This window comes from Clostridium sp. JNZ J1-5, from assembly GCF_053901425.1.
In genome coordinates this window covers 985,412-1,003,837 of the sequence record NZ_CM132773.1, presented here as the reverse complement: position 1 = coordinate 1,003,837, position 18,426 = coordinate 985,412, and the positions used below count along the sequence as shown (strand labels likewise).

Here is an 18,426-nt window from a genome sequence, read left to right as displayed (position 1 = left end):
TCATTATAATGAGAAACTCCTTGTCATTCTTCCAAGGAGTAAGCGATTCACACCAAATCATAGATTTGGGTTCTCTGCTTATGAGAAATTATAATTCTTACTTAGTATAACTATTGTGGCGTTAAGAACTTTTATTTGTTTGAGCTGTGCGAGTTAATGAAAGTTTAGCTACAATTGTTATACTAAATTTAGAATTATTTTCGATATTTTACGAATTTAACAATCTCTTAAAACACAGCCGCTTATATTTAAAGGATATTACTTTGTCTAAATGCTTCATAAGAATATTATTTATTAGCATCACTCATTCTGCCGCATGATTAAAGTTAATGGTTTTAGTTCCAATTGGACTTGTTAATATAGTGATGGTTTCAATACCTCTTGGTGGGTTATGTGCACCTGTAAAGGTTTCAACTTGGACTATTATTTCATACTCAAATTTTTCAGGTGTTTTTTTAATACTTATAATTTTCGCATCATAAAGGTCAAATTGTTTAGGGTATCCATAATATTTATCTACTGCACTTGAGATGTATGGGTACAAAAAAGATAATAAACTCCCTCTATATAATTCTTGCTGGTTGGGTTCTTTTGAATAATTAGTATAAAAAATATCACATGCATAGATATTGATGGGACTTAAAAAACACACTAATAATAATAATAGAAAAACTAATTTTTTCGTAAAATCAACTCCTTATTGCAATATAGTTTTAGCAATAAAGTGCCGACTTATTAATAGTTTGCATACCATTGTGTCATAACTTAAGAAAAGTGCAAACAAAAATCTGCACTTTATTAATAATAGCAATGTATGTTACGGAATTGGATTTTTATATCCTTTCTTAATAATACCATGATAATTTGGAGGTAACTCATAACTCTTTATATGTTCAAATTTTTCAATTTTAACATCTCCTGAGCCTCCTACTGTAATAGTTATATAATCGAGCCCAACTACGTTATGAGGACCTATATAAGAATTAACTCGAAGTTTTAAATTAAAAAGGAATGAGCGATAGCCATTTGGTCTTTCAGCACTCAATACATATACTGTATACGGAGCAACCATTGGAGTATCTGTTAGATATTTTGAATAGTATTTATCAACTTCCTTTTGAATGTATGGCAAGAGTAAGGATATAAAAATATCTTGATATAACTCTTCTCTTGACTGATCTGGTGGCTGATATGGCAAATCTGGTGGATATATAGTATTAGCAGAAACAAGCGTTGTAAATGTAAACTGAAATGCTAATATTAAAATTATTAGCATTGTAATAAGTTTATTAGCCTTTCTCATTTTATCACCCTTTTTATTCATATTAGTATTATTATCTACGTTAATATAAAATTTTTACTGTAAAATCAGCATAATGTTGAGAACAAATGCCAATAAAAATAGCATTGATATTGTTAATACCAACGCTATTTTTATACGCTTGTGTTCCAATGAAAAATCTTTAGCAAATTGAACATAACTCTTATGGCTATCAGTACAAAGGATAGAGTTATCCCCTACGCCTATCATAAAGCCTTTCTAATTCTTGGTGCGTCATTCTACCCTTGAAACTCTCTGCATAAAAAGCATTAAGAATTAAATAAAATAAAGTGTTGCATAATAGATATAAAGAGGATTCTTTGCTTCAGATGGAGTTTTTTTCTCCAACTGAAGTTTAGAAGCCCTTATCTAGGGACGTAGCAGCCGTTATCTCCCACTTTAGAAGTGGGAGTATTACGGATGGTAGTCATCAGATAAATAAGGCTATGTTTTAGGAGATTGTTGATGACCTATATTAAGGAGAATATAAATGAAAAACGATTCATTTTTTATAAAATATAGACAAAATATAATAAAAATAATTATAGCTTTTGTGGCTATATTCCTTGTATATACAGAGGGAAGGGCACAGCTTAAGGCATACGACTTCCATGAGGTAATAAAACTATTAGAGAGTTTAAAAACTTCAAATATAGTAGTATTGGTTATACTAGGGTTAGCAGCTGTCACCACCATGACCACATATGATTATTTTTTGATAAAAAACCTTAAATATAATTTATCCATTTTCAAAGTATGGAAAATTTCATGGATATCAAATACATTTAACAATTTTTTAAGCTTTGCTGGATTAACAGGTGCCAGCATAAGAACGCTACTCTATAAAAAGCAAGGAATTACTACAAAAGAGGCGCTATATGCAAGTATTATTCTTGCGCCTTCTACAGGTATAGGACTTTCCACTGCTTCTTGGCTTGTAATATTTAATATTCTAAAAATAAGACCCGTATTAGAACATTATAGATTTTTATGGTTTGGTGTAATTGGGTTCGCATTATATTTGCCTATATACTTTCTCCTATATGAATGGAAATGGCTTCAAGAAAGGTTTATGGCTAGAATTCATGAATACAATAAGGATCCAAAAGAGCTAAGAGAAAAATTAATGCTGTCTTCATTATTAGAGTGGACTGTAATAGGAATTTTCTTTTGGTTTATATGTACCATATTTACAAATGAAATAAAAATTTTAGAAGCACTAGGCATTATAACAGTATCAGCAATTGCAGGAATTATGAGTTTTATACCTGGAGGTATGGGATCCTTTGATTTAATATGTCTTCTTGGACTTAAACTTATGGGAGCTCCATCTGAAAGGGGAATGGCAATTTTAATCAGTTTTAGATTGTTTTATTATATTATTCCATGGCTAATAGGTGTTGTGTTAGGAATAACAGAAATTATTAAAAGATCACCTAAAAATAATATTGAATAGTATACATAGAGAGGGTATTTCATAATATTAATTACATTGATATTTTTGAAAATAATAATTCGGAGGTAAAAAAATGAACAAAACTTTAAAAACAGTATTAATAGTAATTGCAGTGATATTACTTATAACAGTGCCTTTCATAGGAAGTTATAACAAAATGGTAACCTTAGAGCAAAATGTTGCAAAGGCTGAGTCAAATATAGATACAACTCTTCAAAGGAGAAATGATTTAATTCCCAACCTTGTAAATACGGTAAAGGGATATGCAGCTCAAGAAAAAGATATATTTACTGAAATAGCTGCTGCAAGAGCAAAACTTGGTGGAGCCCAAACAATAGATCAAAGAGCAAATGCAGATGCTGAGCTTTCTTCAGCATTATCAAGATTATTAGTAGTTGTTGAAAGATATCCAGATTTAAAATCAAATCAAAATTTTAGAGATTTAACAGTAGAATTGGAAGGAACAGAAAACAGAATTAATATAGCAAGGCAAAAATACAATGAATCCGTTGAAATCTACAACACAACTATTAGAAGATTTCCAAATTCAATAATTGCAGGTGTTTTCAGATTCAATCAAAAGGAATACTATAAAGCTTCAGCAGGGGCAAAAGAAGTTCCAAAAGTAGATTTCACTAAATAAAGTTAGTAAAGGGGTGAATAAATGAAAAATTATAAAGATAGACTGATCAAGTTATTAATCCCCTTATTTATATTTACAATACTACTGGCAATACCATCTAAAATTGTAATTGCAGAAACTTATCCTACACCTACAAGCCTAAAGTATATAAATGACTATGTGGGGGTAGTTAATGAAGATACAAAGAAATATTTAGTATCAGTAGGCAAGGAATTAGAAGGTAAAACAGGAGCTCAGGCTACTGTTGTTATAATAAGTTCACTAGATGGATACGAAATTAGAGACTATGGATATAACCTATTTAGAAAATGGGGTATAGGGCAAAGAGGAGAAAATAATGGACTATTAATTTTAATATCCATGAATGATAGAAAGTGGTCTGTAGAAGTAGGAAAGGGACTTGAAGGCGCTATACCCGATGTATTAAGTAATAGAGTGATGCAGGATACTGCAGTTCCGAATTTTAAGAACAATAATTATAATGAAGGCATAAAAAGAGCTTATTCTGTATTTGCAGACTTAATAGGAAAAGAATATGGTGTAGCTTTAGAAAAAAATGAAAAAATAAATTACAATCCTAGAGAAGAAGCTGCAAAGGAGAAAAAGGGCGGAAGTTCTATTCCCATGTTTATCGTGTTGGGGCTATTATTTGTAGATATAGTATTTAATAGAGCAAGAGTCATAAGGTTTATATTAGAGATAGCCTTTTGGAGTTCCATATTCGGAGGACGAGGAGGCAGAGGAGGTCGCGGAGGCGGTGGCTTTGGCGGCGGAGGAGGAAGTGGAGGAGGATTTGGAGGCTTCGGCGGAGGTGACAGCGGTGGAGGAGGATCCTCAGGAGGCTGGTAGCTAGTGATTAGTAATTAGGTGACCAGAGTAACCAGTCGTTAATCTCAAGCGGCTATATTTAGATATCTAATAGCCACTAGAGATTAGCGACTGTTTATTAAAATTGGCTAATAATTAAAAATGAACTCTTACCAAATTAAACTTTATATCTTTATCACTCCATCCAAGATCCCAAGGAACTCTATATCTATCTATGTTATGACAGTTAACTAGAGGATAACCCTTTGAATCAGCTCCTGTTACAACGGAAATGTGAGTGATTTTGCCTTTCTTTTCGTAAGCTATAAAATCTCCAGGTTGAAGTTTATAGGAAGCCTTATAAACTTGGTTGTAGTTACCTCTAGCAATTAGAGAGGCTCTTCCACTACCTATCATAAAGTTTTTAAAGCCTTCAGCGTTTAACCAAGCTTTAGTTCCTTTGCCTTTTTCAAAATTCCAGGCTATAGTTTTTTTAAATTTACCTCCTTCATGGAGTATCTGTGAAGCAAAGTTGGCACAATCTCCTCCAAGAGGGTTAAAATCTCCATACTTTTTATTATATCTATATCCATACTTTTCCTCATTAGCAATACCACAGTATACATCTGCATATTCTACAGCAGAAGTTCTTCTTTTATTTAGATTAGAGAAATCTCTATAAGATTGAGAGAGTATGTATTGTTTTATATCTGAAGCTTTTATATTTTCTAGGTTTAGTGAATCAGCAAAGGGATCTGTATACCATTCTTTTGTAATATACCAGCCTCCATCATTAGTATTTAACCTTAGTGAATGAGAAGTACCTATCCTAAATCTATTTATCTTGTCCACTCCTTCATCAAGGGGAGCTTCATTCTGATAGATATATGTATACTCTGTAGAACAAATAAGGTTAACAGAATAAACTCCTTTTCCGCCCTTTACACTTCTAACCACAATATTTGGATTGATTGTTAGAAATTTAACTCCTTGTTTTTCTGACCAATTATGTAAATACTTTAACTTTTTTATTTCATGTTCATATGCCCAAGTACCATATTTAGTTTTTCTATCATAAATAGTTGCTATAGATTTTTCATCATTAGTTAAAATAGCTGTATTTCTTACCTTAAAGATTTCTTCAACCTTTTTTATAACTTCCTCTGTATTATCATCTGAATTTATTACAGGTTTATTAGAAGAATAAAAAATACATGCAGCAAAAGAAAATACAACTATAATAGCTAAAACTAAAATTAATCTAGATTTTTTTAATACTATAAACATAATCTCTCCCAGATAATAATTAATATATAGGAATTATATGAGTTAAAAATAGAATATATTATATGTATTTACTTTAAATAAAAACAATGTAATAAAATTCAATAACATTATTTTACTTTTATAATCGGCTATGTTATAATGGATAATAATTATTAAGTAGCCAAATTTAGTAAAGGGGTGAGCTTATGATTCAGCAGCAAAATAGAGATTTAATTACCGTAAGTAAAGAGATCGAAGATTTAAGATGTGTGTTAAATGAAATTGTTGCTGATAGGGAAAACTCGAAAAAAGAAGTATTACATGTTAGTCAGCAGTTGGACAAGCTAATAAATGAATATATGGCTATTACCATAGAAACTTTTTAAAATATTGATTAAGTTCAGATTTACCTATGCCTAAAAGATTAAACTATCACATTAGACATATTATTTAATAGATTATTTATAGCTTTAAAAAATTATAGATGGCAAAATGTCCATCTATAATTTTTTTATTATACTTTCAACAAGTAATATGAGTAAAGTGCAGCAGAATGGCGGCATGTAAGATTACTTGGCTAACGCATATATGTATCATTGAGAAACCTTCAGTTCATAGAGTAGTACTAAAGGCTGCTTTATTTAAAAATTCTACCCCGCTCCATCCCACGTCATGTGGGGGAGCGGGCTGTGCTCGTCCTTGAGCACAATTACGAATTTTTAAAACATCATCCTTAAGTACTACTAGTTATTCCTTCAAAGTTTCTTCAATTGATACATATATGCTAGCCAGTAATCTTACATGCCTTAATTAGTTGCAACTAATAATTAATACAGTAAATACTAATAGGACTTCAAAAAGCAAAATGATAATTTTGCCTGGCGTAGCCACACTGTAAAGTTATCAAGTAAGTATTAATGAGTACAACTTAAAGAATTACTATAAATAAATGCGATAGCATGTTGGTATTTTTCGAAATAACCTATAAACAAAGCATCCTATAAAATAACTTATCTTTTATCCAATGATTAACAAGTTCTTTTAATCTGATATCCTTAAACTAATATCTTGATTAGTGATAACTGTTTCCTTAATAGTTATACATGTTGGATAATAATTTTATATACTTTAATTAATTGCAATCAGAAAATCTTAGTATAACTTCAAAAGGCTACGCCTAAAACCCTGACACCCTCATCGGGTTAAGCGCCTTGCGCTTTTATAATAAGTCAATTAATCTGAAGCCAAGAATCCTCTTTATATAATACTTATACTGATTATTAGATTAGCTATAGTCTAAATAGTAATTACTACTACAGTTCTTAGTATACGTTTTATATAAGTAATAGCGGCCTTGTTCTACCTTGTATAATGAACTCATAGTAAATTCATTATACTTTTCCTTTCTTAAAGATAATTTACTATAATAACATAAGACGCTGTGGATTAGTTTTTTTACATATAGCTAGACTATTTAAATTAGGATATAACCACAGCTTTATGCTTATTTGTTAATTAGTTAGATAACGCATGACGTTTTATATAGAGCAAGGATACATTTAGCATAAAGTGAGTGGAACATAGCGGACTAAACTATAAGGAGTGTTCTTATGATTTATATTGGAATCGATGTAGCTAAAGAGAAGCATGACTGCTGTATCGTTGATTCAGATGGTGTTATTATTAATGATTCTTTACGTATATCCAATTCTCGTGAAGGCTTTGAATTGCTTTATTTCTCAATTCTTTCCTCTCTGCCTGACAAGGATATTTCTAACGTAAAAATAGGACTTGAATCAACAGGTCATTATAGCACTAATCTCCAAAACTTCTTGTATGCTAAAGGTTTCAAGCTTTCTATTCTCAACCCTTTAGCTACAAATCTTTTCCGTAAGGCTCAAACCCTTAGGAAAACTAAGACCGATAAAACGGATGCATTAGTTATTGCTAAAATGCTCTTTTCTGATGATACAAAATCCTATTCACCAGTATCATATCAGATTCAAGAGCTAAAGTCACTAACTAGACATAGATATCGTTTAATCGGTTATAGAGGAAAATTAAAAATATCAATAACAAGACTAATAGATATCATGTTTCCTGAACTACCTAAATACTTTTGGTCAATTCATCAAAATTCCTCTTATTGCCTCCTGTCGGAGTTACCTGGTCCGCAGGACGTGGCTAATTGCCATCTCACTAAGCTTACTAGTATTCTAAGTAAGGCTTCTAGGGGCAAATATGGAAAAGATAAAGCTACCGCTTTAAAAGAAGCCGCTAGGCATTCAATTGGAACTAGCACAAAATCTTTATCTTTTGAATTACAACAAACTATTAGGTTAATTCAATCAGTTCAAGCTGAGATTGATGCTTTAGACCTTCAAATAAAAGAAGTTGTTACCGAGATTAATTCTCCAATAATGAGTATTCCAGGTATCTCATATACTCTAGCAGCTATAATACTTTCTGAAATTGGAGATATAGAGAAGTTTACAAGCCCAGCTAAACTTTTAGCATTCGCTGGATTAGATCCTTCTACATATCAATCTGGTAAATACAGTGCTTCTCATACACCGATGGTAAAACGTGGCTCTACATATCTCCGTTGGGCTATACTTACTGCATCTAGAACTGTTTCAATGAGAGATTCAACCTTTGCATTATACTTATCAAAGAAACAGTCAGAAGGTAAGCATTACTATGTTGCCATGAGCCATGTTGCTAAAAAGCTTATACGTGTTGTATTTTATCTTTTAAAAACCAATACCACATTTATTCCACAAATGTAATCCTGACTTTTTAAAAAAGGCAACTAGGTTGCTTTATTTGTCATGCACTTTTTTAAGAAACTAAAAATATAACTTTTCTTTTAAAATTACCTTGACTTCATATAGTTAGTCTAATTTAAGGTACTAAAAGTTAGAAGATATATAATTCATTAAGAGAATTTTGAGCAAGTTCTAGAAGCTCTTAGTTTGTGAATTTAAAAATTACCGTAATTCCCACCTAGGACGGGTGGGAGCCAGGCCTGCAGCAGGACGCTGCATAGGACTGGGTAGGAAATTTATAAAGGCACAAACTTAGAACCTCTTAACGTAGCGAAGATTCTCTGTTGAATTATATATCTTCGATTTTTAGTACTTTACTTTGTAGTTACCAGGGCCGCTATTTTGTTGTAATATCTTTATATTACTAATACAGTTTAAGTATCTTATTTATACTGAATTGCATATAGTAAATTAGTATGAATAGGAGGTGCAATATTTGGTTATTCATGTTGTAAAACCAGGTGATAGTATATATGAAATTGGAAGAATTTATGGAGTGTCACCTGATAAAATAATAGCAGATAATGAAATAAAAGACCCTAGTAAATTAGCTATAGGTCAAACTATAGTAGTATTAGAAGCAAACAGGAGGCATACTGTAGCTCCTGGAGAGTCAATTTACTCTATAGCTAGACGATATGGAACCACAGTACAGAGCATATTGGATGTTAATCCTCAAATAACCAATCCTGCTGCATTAACTGTAGGCCAAGTTATAGTAATTCCTCCAACAAGAAAGCTTGGTACTATTGATGTAAATGGATACAGTTTCCCCAATATAGACATGGAGGTGCTTAGAAAAACACTACCTAATTTAACTTATTTAAGTATATTCAGCTATCAGGTAAGACCTGATGGAAGTTTAGTAACTATTAACGATGATCCGTTAATTCAGGCAGCAAGAGCAGCTAATGTTGCTCCGGTTATGGTTATTACTGATATTGAAGAAGGAGGAAGTTTTAGTAGTGATCTTGCCAGTACAATACTTAATAATGAACAGGTACAAAATACACTAATAAGCAATATACTTCAGACTTTAAAGGCAAAAAATTATTATGGTTTAGACGTAGATTTTGAATATATATATCCTAGAGATAAAGAGAAATATAATGATTTTCTTAGGAAAATATCAAGAACACTCCATGATCAGGGGTATACATTGACCACAGCTTTAGCTCCAAAGACTTCAGCAGATCAGCCGGGACTTCTTTATGAAGCTCATGATTATCCTGTACATGGGGCACTTACAGATCACGTTATAATAATGACCTACGAGTGGGGATATACCTATGGCCCGGCGCAAGCTGTAGCGCCAATCAATGAAGTAGCTAAAGTTATAAGATATGCAGTAACTGAAATACCAAGTCAAAAGATTTTAATGGGTATTCCAAACTATGGTTATGATTGGACGCTGCCTTATAGAAAAGGAAGTGCTGCAAGAACTTTATCTAACATTGGAGCTGTAGATTTAGCAGTAAGAGCTGGTGCAGAAATAAAATACGACACTACATCTCAAGCACCATTCTTTAGCTATTATGATTCTATGGGAAGAGAACATGTTGTATGGTTTGAGGATGCAAGAAGTATAGAAGCTAAATTAATGCTTGTAAATAGATACAATCTTGGTGGAGTAAGTTATTGGACAATAGGAAGTTACTTCCCTCAAAATTGGTTAGTATTAAATTCACTCTATAATGTGAGAAAAGTTATATAAGAGTAACCAGAAGCCAGTGACCAGTTTCCAGTAACAAGTTACCAGAAGCTAGTGGCCAGATGGTAAGTGCAAGTATAGAGATTAGTGGTTATTTACTGATAACTGGTAACTGGGGATTAAAAACTAGATACTAATCAACATTCACTGGTCACTGGCTACTAAAATGCTGGCTACTGGTTACTGGAAACTGGCTACTAAATATTCTCCATTACAAAAATTAAGTGTAGAAGAATTAGCACGATAATTAAACGAGGTGATATTTATGAGATACGTACCAGCAAATTGCCTTAGACCAGGCATGATTCTTGGGAAAAACTTATATTCCCAGGATGGAGCAACACTTCTCGCAAAAGATGTTTCATTAACTAATGAATACATAGAAAATATAAAAAAACTAGTTATAAATGGAGTATACATTGAAGATAGCATATCTGAAAATATAAGAATAGAGAATGTTATATCAGATGAATTAAGGATAGGAGCATTAAAATCAATAAAGCAAATATACAATAATCCTCAGGGCATAACTAAGAGTATAGATATTGTAGAAAACATTGCAAAGAACATGATAAGTGAAATATTGAGAAATAAAAGCGTAATGATAAATATGATTGATATTAAAACCTTCGATGATTTTTTATTCAGTCACTGTGTGAATGTTGCTGTGCTTTCAGCAGTTATAGGGATAGCTATAAATTTAGATGATTCAAAATTAGAGAAGTTAGTAGCTTCAGCTATGCTGCATGATATAGGAAAAGTATTTTTGCCTAAAGAACTTTTAAACAAATTAGATGGATTTACTGAAGAGGAAGAAAAACTTATAAAAAGCCATCCAGAAAAGGGATATAGATATATAAAAACTTATCATAATACTATAGCTGTAACCTCCTATGTAGGAATACTTCAGCATCATGAAAGATTTGATGGAAAGGGGTATCCAGATGGTAAAAAGGGAGAAAAAATATCACTGTTTGGAAGAATTATAAGTCTGTGCGATTCCTATGACAAATTAATATCTGAAAGACCTGACAGGAAGGCTCATATTCCATCAGAGGCTATAGAATATATTATGGCTTATAATGGAAGTGTATTTGACCCAAGGTTAGTAAAAGTATTTTTAAGAAAAGTAGCTCCATATCCACTAGGAACAATAGTAAAATTGAGCAATGGACAAGAGGCAATTGTCATTGAAAATAATGAAGAGTGCTCAACCCGCCCAATAATTAAAATATTAGAAAGTGAAAAAGTAATTAATTTAACACAAGATTGGAGTTCTAGGAACATTACTATAGTCCAGGTGAAAAATTCTTAAAATTTGTGCACAATGTATATAATTTATCTCTTTTAATATATAATGGGTATATATTAAATGTTTTCCATAAAAAAGCGGGGGTACTTAGATGCATAAATTAAAAAGAAAGACATTAGGAATATTTTTTGGAATATTGTTTATAATGATTTTTATCATTGGAGATGTACAAGCTCAAACACCTGAATCACATATAGTAAGCAAGAATAAGGTGTGGAAGATAAGCTTTAATCAGGAAATAGACTTTGATGATAATGCTGTAAAAGCAATAACTGTAAAGACCAAAAAAGGAGACAAAGTTAATATAAGAGTTAAGCCAGGAGAGAATAAAAAGTCAATTTTAGTAATGCCACCACTTAGAATGTATGATGAAGGTGAAAGTTATACGTTAACAGTAAATAAAAATATATATTCGGTAAACAAAAATAAACTTAAAAGAAAAATAGAAATAGAGTTTAATGTAGCTAATGAGGATATTTTTAAAGGCATGACTAAAATAAATTTTAATGATAGCGTTGTATCACAAGATGGAAAGAAATATGTGATTTCTGATATTCATAAGTTAAATAGTATAGGTGAGAAACCATTAGATGAATATGGATGGAAGGTTGCATTATATAAGGCTAACAGATCTGAAGCCATGAGACCTGTAATTAAAAATGCAGAGGGAGCAAAGGAGATACCCATTCCTCTAAAGTTAAAGGGATGGATGGGAGTTTATATAGGATATTTAAGTGATACAAATGAGTTTAAAGTTAAATATAAGGGAAATGAAGTTACATTTAAGAACATCAAAAATGAGAAAGTTATAAATCAAGGAAAATATCTAAATGAGGCATTCATATTCGCAGAAAACTTTAATGAAGATAGTATTTCTATAGTTCCTGTAGAAGGAAAAAGTGCACAAATAGCCTATATTAAATTAGTGTCACTAAATGATAATCAAGTGGCAATTTACAAATCAAAAAATTATGGAGGAAACAAAGGGGTAATTTTTGACAACGATGGTTACACAGATTTTTTCTGGGGAAAGTATCCTGATGTGAAAAGTCTAGAAGATCTACCTGTAAATTTAGTTTCTAAAGTAAATGCTGAAGAGATAAGCTGGACACTAGGAACTACAGGCCTTTTAAACTACCACAGTGCTTATGCAGGACCAGCCTTCCTAGGAACAGAAAAGTATGATGAACAGGTAAGAAAAGGAGATATACTGGCAAGAGAGCAAATACTTAATATTTTAAATACAGGAAAGTCTCCACTAGAAATATTAGCACAAAAAAGCAAAGGCTTAGGACTAAAGGTTAATGCATCCCTAAGAATGGATACTTTTTATAATACTGATTCTACAAAGTTTCTAAATGGAGCCATGTATGAATATTATCAAGATTGCCTTCAAAATAAGGGTTACTCTTTAAGTTACTATTATCCTAGATTTAGAGAATATATTCTTAACATATTAAAAGAGGTTTCAGTAACAGAAAATGTAGATGGGTTGACTCTAGATTTTTGCAGATATCCATTCGTTATGGGAGATGAAGCCACCCAAACAGAAAAGGTTAAGATAATGAATAGTTTTATAAGGGAAGTAAGAAAGGAAATACCTTCTAAAAAAATAACAGTAAGATTCCCATATCTTAATCCTATAAGCTATGGATTAGATGTAGAAACCTGGGTTAAGGAAAAACTAGTAGATAGGATTGTTCCTTCTGTTTTAAGTTATGAAGAATTCTTTGATTTTGATCAGTACTCCAATTTAGTAAAAGGAACTGGAGTAGAGCTGTACATTGGTATATCTGCTAATTTAAAAGGCGTGGATTTGACTCCAGAAACTGAAGAATTGATGAATAGCGGTAAGTATATTCCCGATAATAAATATGTTCCTGTAGAAGAATATTTATATAGAGCTAATGAGGCCTACAACGGTGGAGCTAAAGGTGTTTTCCTATTTAATACACTAAATGATTTAGATCTTACTAAGGATGTACCTCCTAAGTTTAAACTTTTAAGAGATAGAATAGAGGTTAGAAAGTGGTGTGAATTTGAATATCCAGCTTACCTTGTAAACTATAAAGTAGATTGGAGTTTTTAATGAACTCAACAATTTTTAAAATAAAGCCTTAAAAAAGGTACTATGTACTTGAAAATCATGTTTTTCATAGCACATAGTACCTTTTCCTTTTTGTTTTTTACTTTGCTTCTTTAATAAGTCCTTTTCTATAAGCGATTAGCAGCATTTCCAGCTCTTTAATTTGCTTTTTAAGTTCTTTTCCAATATCAGTATCTGCAACTCTTTTTCTAGTTAGAACATGTTCAAGAATAGTAGTTGAAGATAGTATATCTTTTTCTTCCTCAATGGCTTTTCTAATAGACTCAAATGGTTCGTGAGCACTTATAAGCAGACCATAGGAATTATAAATTAGTGTATATCCAGCAATTCCTGTTTCAGGCTGATAAGCTCTACAGAAGCCTCCATCTATAACAAGAAGTTTTCCATTAGCTTTTATAGGACTTTCTCCTTCTTTTGTCTTTACTGGAATGTGTCCATTTATTATGTGAGAGTGATCAGGATCCAAATGGAATTCCTTTAATATTTTACAGCATACATCCTCATCATCTCTGTATTGATAATAAAAGTTTTTCTTTTCCATATGGGTCTTCTTATCATTAAGAAAATATCTTTCAAAGGTAGTCATTCTTTGCTTTCCAAACTCAGGAGAGTCAGGTCCGCACCATAAATACCATACCATGTCCATTGCAAATCTTTTAGCAGGAGAGCCTTCCTTAAAGAAGTAGGATTCTCTTGCAAGAGTATCAAATTTATCTAGTAGAGATTTTCCAACATATTTCTTTCCATTAATTAAAACTTCTTTAAAGGAACCGTCCTCATTAAGAGGAATACATCCATGATAAAGCAAGTTTGAATTACATACTAAGTACATGCTTCCTTTGCTGTACATAAAACGAATATGTCTTTGAAGTTTTTCGCTATGAATAAAAGAACGTTTTATCTTATTAATTAATGCCTCTTCTTGAGCAGTTAACTTATAAGGATCCTTAGGATCCACAGTTGGGAAGCTCTTATCATTTAGATTATAAGTTTTACCATCAAAGGCTATAGTTCCATTTTCATGATTTATTTTCTCAAGTAAAAGTTGTCCATCCATTAAAAAGTCAGGATGATTTTTTATTATTTGGCCCTCAAGCTTAAATTGCATAATTGCAATTGCTTTATGCATTTTTGCAATTAAAGCCAGTTCTCTTTTACTTAATTCTTTATCTATAGTTCTAGGAATAAAACTTTTACATGGATCATCTCCGTAAAACTCCATGGCAAAAGTGGCAAGAGGTAAAAGATTAATACCATAGCCATCTTCAACAGTATTTAAATTAGCATATCTTAGAGATATTCTAAGTACATTACAAATACAAGCTTCATGGCCGGCAGCAGCTCCCATCCATAGAATATCATGATTTCCCCATTGGATGTCTACGGAATGATGCTTCATTAAGGCTTCCATTATGATTTCTGGGCCTGGTCCTCTATCGTATATGTCACCGATTATATGGAGTCTATCAACTACAAGTCTTTGTATAACTTTAGAAATAGCTGTAATAAAATCAGGTGCACGATCAATATCTATAATTGTAGAGATTATTCCATTGTAATATTCATGCTTGTTTACTGTATTATCATGCTCATGAAGCAATTCCTCTATTATATAAGCAAAATCTTGAGGAAGAGCTTTTCTAACTTTAGAACGAGTATATTTTGAAGAAACTACTCTACAAAGTTCAATAAGTCTATATAGAGTGATTTTATACCAATCTTCTAGGTTATCCTCAGAATTTCTTATTAGCTCTAGTTTTTGTTCTGGATAATAAATAAGTGTAGCAAGGTTAGCCTTTTCGCCTTCTCTTAGGGAATTTCCGAAAACATCATCTATCTTACGTTTAATAACCCCAGAAGCATTTTTCAGCATGTGAGTAAAAGACTCATACTCTCCATGAACATCACTTATAAAATGTTCTGTGCTTTTAGGCAAATTTAAAATAGCTTGTAGATTTACAATTTCCGTACTAGCTGAACAGATGCTAGGATATTGTTTTGCAAGTAAATTTAAATATTTTAGGTCCTTTTGTATGAGTTCTAAATTGTTCTCGTCACAGAAGGTCATGGTTTATCCTCCTTTTATTTAAAACATGATTATGTAATTCATAAGTAAATATAATAAATATAATAAATATAATAACAATTAAAATTAATTGTATAATATAAGTTGTTCTATTTCAACAAGGATATTATATCATATATTTTTTATAATTTTACATATAAAATTATTATAATAATATAAAATATGTAACACATATATACCATATAATATACATTTTATAAATAAATGTGCAAAACATATAATAAGTTGGAGTTTATAGGTAAGTAAGAAGTAAGAGGTAATAGGTAAGAGGTAATAAGTAATAAGTAATAAGTAATAGGGAAGTGATTAATCGATAGTCTCTAGCGTTTCAGTGCATACAACTAGAATTAGCAATTAGAGACTAGCGGTTCAGCATATAGGAAAGCTACACCATATGCAAAAAAGCTAGCAAAGGAAAATAATATAGACATCAACAGTAGTAAATCAGCTGGTCAATGGAGTAAAAGGGCTTTTGAAAGCAAATAAGATAGAAATAATAGAAGGTACAGCAACTATTCACTATTAGTTATTCACTAAAAAATTACTTCGCAAAATTCTTAAAGTTTGACATCCTCCTCCTACAAATGAGAAAATATAACTAACAAAGTAGAAATGGGGTGCAGCCATGGAGTATACAATTCTTATTGCAGAAGATGAAGAGAGAATGAGAAAGCTTATAAGGGATTACTTTAAAAAAGAAAACTTTCAGGTTTTAGAAGCTTCCAATGGGGTTGAGGCAATGGAAATTTTAAAAAATAATAAAGTTGATTTGGTGATACTTGATATAATGATGCCTTATATGGATGGTTGGACTGTATGTACTAATGTGAGAAAGACTTCAAACATTCCTATTATAATGTTAACGGCAAAAGGAGAAGAGGAAGATAAGCTACTGGGATATGAATTAGGGGCAGATGACTACGTAACTAAACCCTTTAGTCCAAAGGTATTGGTAGCTAAAGGAAAGGCACTTCTTAAAAGAGCTTCTATAGATAAATCTAAAAGCGGAATTATGAATTTTCATGGATTAGAAATAAATGAAATATCCCATAATGTAACTATAGATGGGGAGGAAATATTATTATCTCCTAAGGAATATGACCTGCTGCTTTATTTTGCTAAGAATAAAGGTATTGCATTAAGCAGGGATACCATACTAGACAAGGTTTGGGGCTTTGATTATTATGGAGGACTTAGGACAGTGGATACAAATATAAAAAGATTAAGAGAAAAGTTAAAAGATAAAGCAGATTATATAGTTACAGTTAGAGGAAGTGGCTATAAATTTGAGGTGAAAAAATGAAAAAAAATATAGCAGTAAAGCTATTTGTAATTACAGCAATATTTTTTACAATTTTTATATCTATTCAACTGTTGTTTCAATCAGTATTTTTTCAAAACTTTTATATTAGTAGAAAGACAAAAAACTTAAAAGCTAATACAGAAAGTTTTTCAAGGGAATATGTAAAAAATATAGGCAACATGGATAATACACTATCCAATATAAAAAACTTTGAAGAAAATAATAACGCAAAAATAGTAATTTTAGAGAGCAATGGTCTTTTAAGTTACATAACGGACTATAAGGATGAAGCAAAGGATACAAACAGAGTAAAGGTAATACAAGGCATAATAAGACAGTGGACATCAGATCCAAAGGCGTTTATTGATATGCAAAAGAAGGGTGAAACTGTAACTTATATATTTAATGATAAGTATTATAACATACAAAACATAGTAACCATTGTTCCCATAGTGTTTAATGATATTCCGGCAAAGGTTATATTTGCAGTATCTTCTCTGCAGCCTGTTAATGAAGCTGCCTCTGTAATGAAGGAATTTTATATCTACATATATATAGCAGCTGTATTTTTAATATTAGTTTTAGCTTTTATCTACTCTAAAATGATATCAAAGCCTCTTGTAAATTTAAATAAAACTGCATCAAAAATGGCCCAGATGGATTTTAGTGAAAAGTGCCATATAGATAGTGAGGACGAGATAGGAAGCCTTGCTAAAACGCTGAACTTTTTATCAGATAACTTGAGTATGTCCCTAAATTCTCTTCAAGAATCTAATGAAAAATTAAAGGAAGATATTGAAAAAGAGAAAAAGCTTGAAGTTATGAGAAAGGAGTTTGTAGCGGCGGTTTCCCATGAATTAAAGACTCCTATAAGTTTAATTGAAGGTTATGCAGAGGGAATAAAGGACAATGTAGTAGAGGAAGAGGATAAGGATTACTACGTGGATGTAATAATTGATGAAGCTAAAAAAATGGGAAGTCTTGTAGCTGAAATGTTAGAGCTATCTAAGTTAGAGTCAGGCAGCTTCAAGATAGAAATGGATACCTTTTTAATAGATAGAACTATAAATGAAACTATAAAAAGGCTGGAAGGCATAAATAAAGCCAGTGAGGATTGCAAAATAAAGATAGAAAAATCAATAGATAAAGACATTAGGGTAATAGGTGACGAAAGCAAAATTGAGGAAGTAATAACTAATTTCCTAACTAATGCTATACGACATACAGAACCTGGTGGAAGCATATATGTAAGTACAAGTATTAGAGAAGGAGAAGTACTTGTAGAAGTAGAAAATGAAGGCAGAAACATTCCAGAGGATGAATTAGAGAAGATATGGGATAAGTTTTATAAGATAGATAAATCAAGAAATAGGAATTTAGGCGGAACTGGACTTGGACTTACCATAGTAAAAAATTTGCTGGAACTTCATCATAGCAATTTTGGAGCTGTAAATACGGAAAAGGGTGTTAAATTTTATTTTAGCTTGAAGCAAGTTATTTAAAGGAAAAAAAGGGAACATACATAGCTTTGTGTAAATCAAATCTATATATGTTCCTTTCTATATATTATAAGGGGATAATTTTAC

At 31.5% G+C, this 18,426-nt stretch carries 14 protein-coding genes and 2 pseudogenes; 11 read left to right on the top strand and 5 right to left on the bottom strand.

The genetic code is table 11. From position 1 onward, the window contains the following. Positions 1-304 precede the first annotated feature (304 nt). The 3 genes and pseudogenes from ACWW38_RS04845 to ACWW38_RS04835 all read right to left on the bottom strand — a co-directional run. Positions 305-544: a DUF3888 domain-containing protein gene (locus ACWW38_RS04845; RefSeq protein WP_456259677.1), complete on the bottom strand. Its 240-nt coding sequence runs from the start codon at positions 542-544 to the stop codon at positions 305-307. A 273-nt stretch (positions 545-817) separates the two neighbouring features. Continuing rightward, on the bottom strand, positions 818-1,303 hold the full coding sequence (locus tag ACWW38_RS04840; RefSeq protein WP_456259676.1) for a DUF3888 domain-containing protein: 486 nt from the start codon (positions 1,301-1,303) through the stop codon (positions 818-820). A 129-nt stretch (positions 1,304-1,432) separates the two neighbouring features. Next, positions 1,433-1,568, bottom strand: a pseudogene (locus ACWW38_RS04835) (IS1595 family transposase); the annotation flags it as partial. Positions 1,569-1,811: 243 nt separating this feature from the next. Here ACWW38_RS04835 and ACWW38_RS04830 point away from each other — a divergent pair. The 3 genes from ACWW38_RS04830 (at position 1,812) to ACWW38_RS04820 (ending at position 4,269) form a co-directional block, all read left to right on the top strand. Further along, a complete protein-coding gene (locus ACWW38_RS04830; protein ID WP_456259675.1) occupies positions 1,812-2,777 on the top strand; it encodes a lysylphosphatidylglycerol synthase domain-containing protein in 966 nt (321 codons plus the stop codon). Positions 2,778-2,850: 73 nt separating this feature from the next. Further along, positions 2,851-3,420 (top strand): LemA family protein, encoded by a 570-nt coding sequence (locus tag ACWW38_RS04825; RefSeq protein ID WP_456259674.1) that lies wholly within the window; start codon positions 2,851-2,853, stop codon positions 3,418-3,420. A gap of 21 nt (positions 3,421-3,441) precedes the next feature. Then, on the top strand, positions 3,442-4,269 hold the full coding sequence (locus ACWW38_RS04820) for a TPM domain-containing protein (protein WP_456259673.1): 828 nt from the start codon (positions 3,442-3,444) through the stop codon (positions 4,267-4,269). A gap of 114 nt (positions 4,270-4,383) precedes the next feature. On the opposite strand, the gene ACWW38_RS04815 is transcribed toward ACWW38_RS04820, so the two are convergent. Further along, positions 4,384-5,514: an amidase domain-containing protein gene (locus ACWW38_RS04815; protein WP_456259672.1), complete on the bottom strand. Its 1,131-nt coding sequence runs from the start codon at positions 5,512-5,514 to the stop codon at positions 4,384-4,386. Positions 5,515-5,699: 185 nt separating this feature from the next. Between ACWW38_RS04815 and ACWW38_RS04810 the strand changes: the two genes are divergently transcribed. The 5 genes from ACWW38_RS04810 (at position 5,700) to ACWW38_RS04790 (ending at position 13,433) form a co-directional block, all read left to right on the top strand. Continuing rightward, on the top strand, positions 5,700-5,879 hold the full coding sequence (locus ACWW38_RS04810; protein ID WP_456259671.1) for an aspartyl-phosphate phosphatase Spo0E family protein: 180 nt from the start codon (positions 5,700-5,702) through the stop codon (positions 5,877-5,879). Positions 5,880-7,103: 1,224 nt separating this feature from the next. After that, positions 7,104-8,282, top strand: coding sequence for an IS110 family RNA-guided transposase (locus tag ACWW38_RS04805; RefSeq protein WP_456257925.1), 1,179 nt, complete (start codon positions 7,104-7,106; stop codon positions 8,280-8,282). Between the two features lie 475 nt (positions 8,283-8,757). Beyond that, a complete protein-coding gene (locus ACWW38_RS04800; RefSeq protein WP_456259670.1) occupies positions 8,758-10,035 on the top strand; it encodes a LysM peptidoglycan-binding domain-containing protein in 1,278 nt (425 codons plus the stop codon). A 262-nt stretch (positions 10,036-10,297) separates the two neighbouring features. After that, positions 10,298-11,347, top strand: coding sequence for an HD-GYP domain-containing protein (locus ACWW38_RS04795; protein ID WP_456259669.1), 1,050 nt, complete (start codon positions 10,298-10,300; stop codon positions 11,345-11,347). A gap of 88 nt (positions 11,348-11,435) precedes the next feature. Next, the gene (locus ACWW38_RS04790; RefSeq protein WP_456259668.1) at positions 11,436-13,433 is read left to right on the top strand and encodes a hypothetical protein; all 1,998 of its coding nucleotides are present in this window, start codon (positions 11,436-11,438) and stop codon (positions 13,431-13,433) included. 97 nt (positions 13,434-13,530) lie between these two features. On the opposite strand, the gene ACWW38_RS04785 is transcribed toward ACWW38_RS04790, so the two are convergent. Next, positions 13,531-15,519 (bottom strand): fructose-1,6-bisphosphatase, encoded by a 1,989-nt coding sequence (locus tag ACWW38_RS04785; protein ID WP_456259667.1) that lies wholly within the window; start codon positions 15,517-15,519, stop codon positions 13,531-13,533. A gap of 399 nt (positions 15,520-15,918) precedes the next feature. On the opposite strand from ACWW38_RS04785, the pseudogene ACWW38_RS04780 reads away from it, so the two are divergent. The 3 genes and pseudogenes from ACWW38_RS04780 to ACWW38_RS04770 all read left to right on the top strand — a co-directional run. Further along, positions 15,919-16,023, top strand: a pseudogene (locus tag ACWW38_RS04780) (E3 binding domain-containing protein); the annotation flags it as partial. Between the two features lie 139 nt (positions 16,024-16,162). Next, complete coding sequence (locus ACWW38_RS04775; RefSeq protein ID WP_456259666.1) at positions 16,163-16,840, top strand: response regulator transcription factor; 678 nt, start codon at positions 16,163-16,165, stop codon at positions 16,838-16,840. Further along, on the top strand, positions 16,837-18,342 hold the full coding sequence (locus tag ACWW38_RS04770; protein ID WP_456259665.1) for an ATP-binding protein: 1,506 nt from the start codon (positions 16,837-16,839) through the stop codon (positions 18,340-18,342). The genes ACWW38_RS04775 and ACWW38_RS04770 overlap by 4 nt, the downstream gene beginning before the upstream one ends. Positions 18,343-18,426 lie beyond the last annotated feature (84 nt).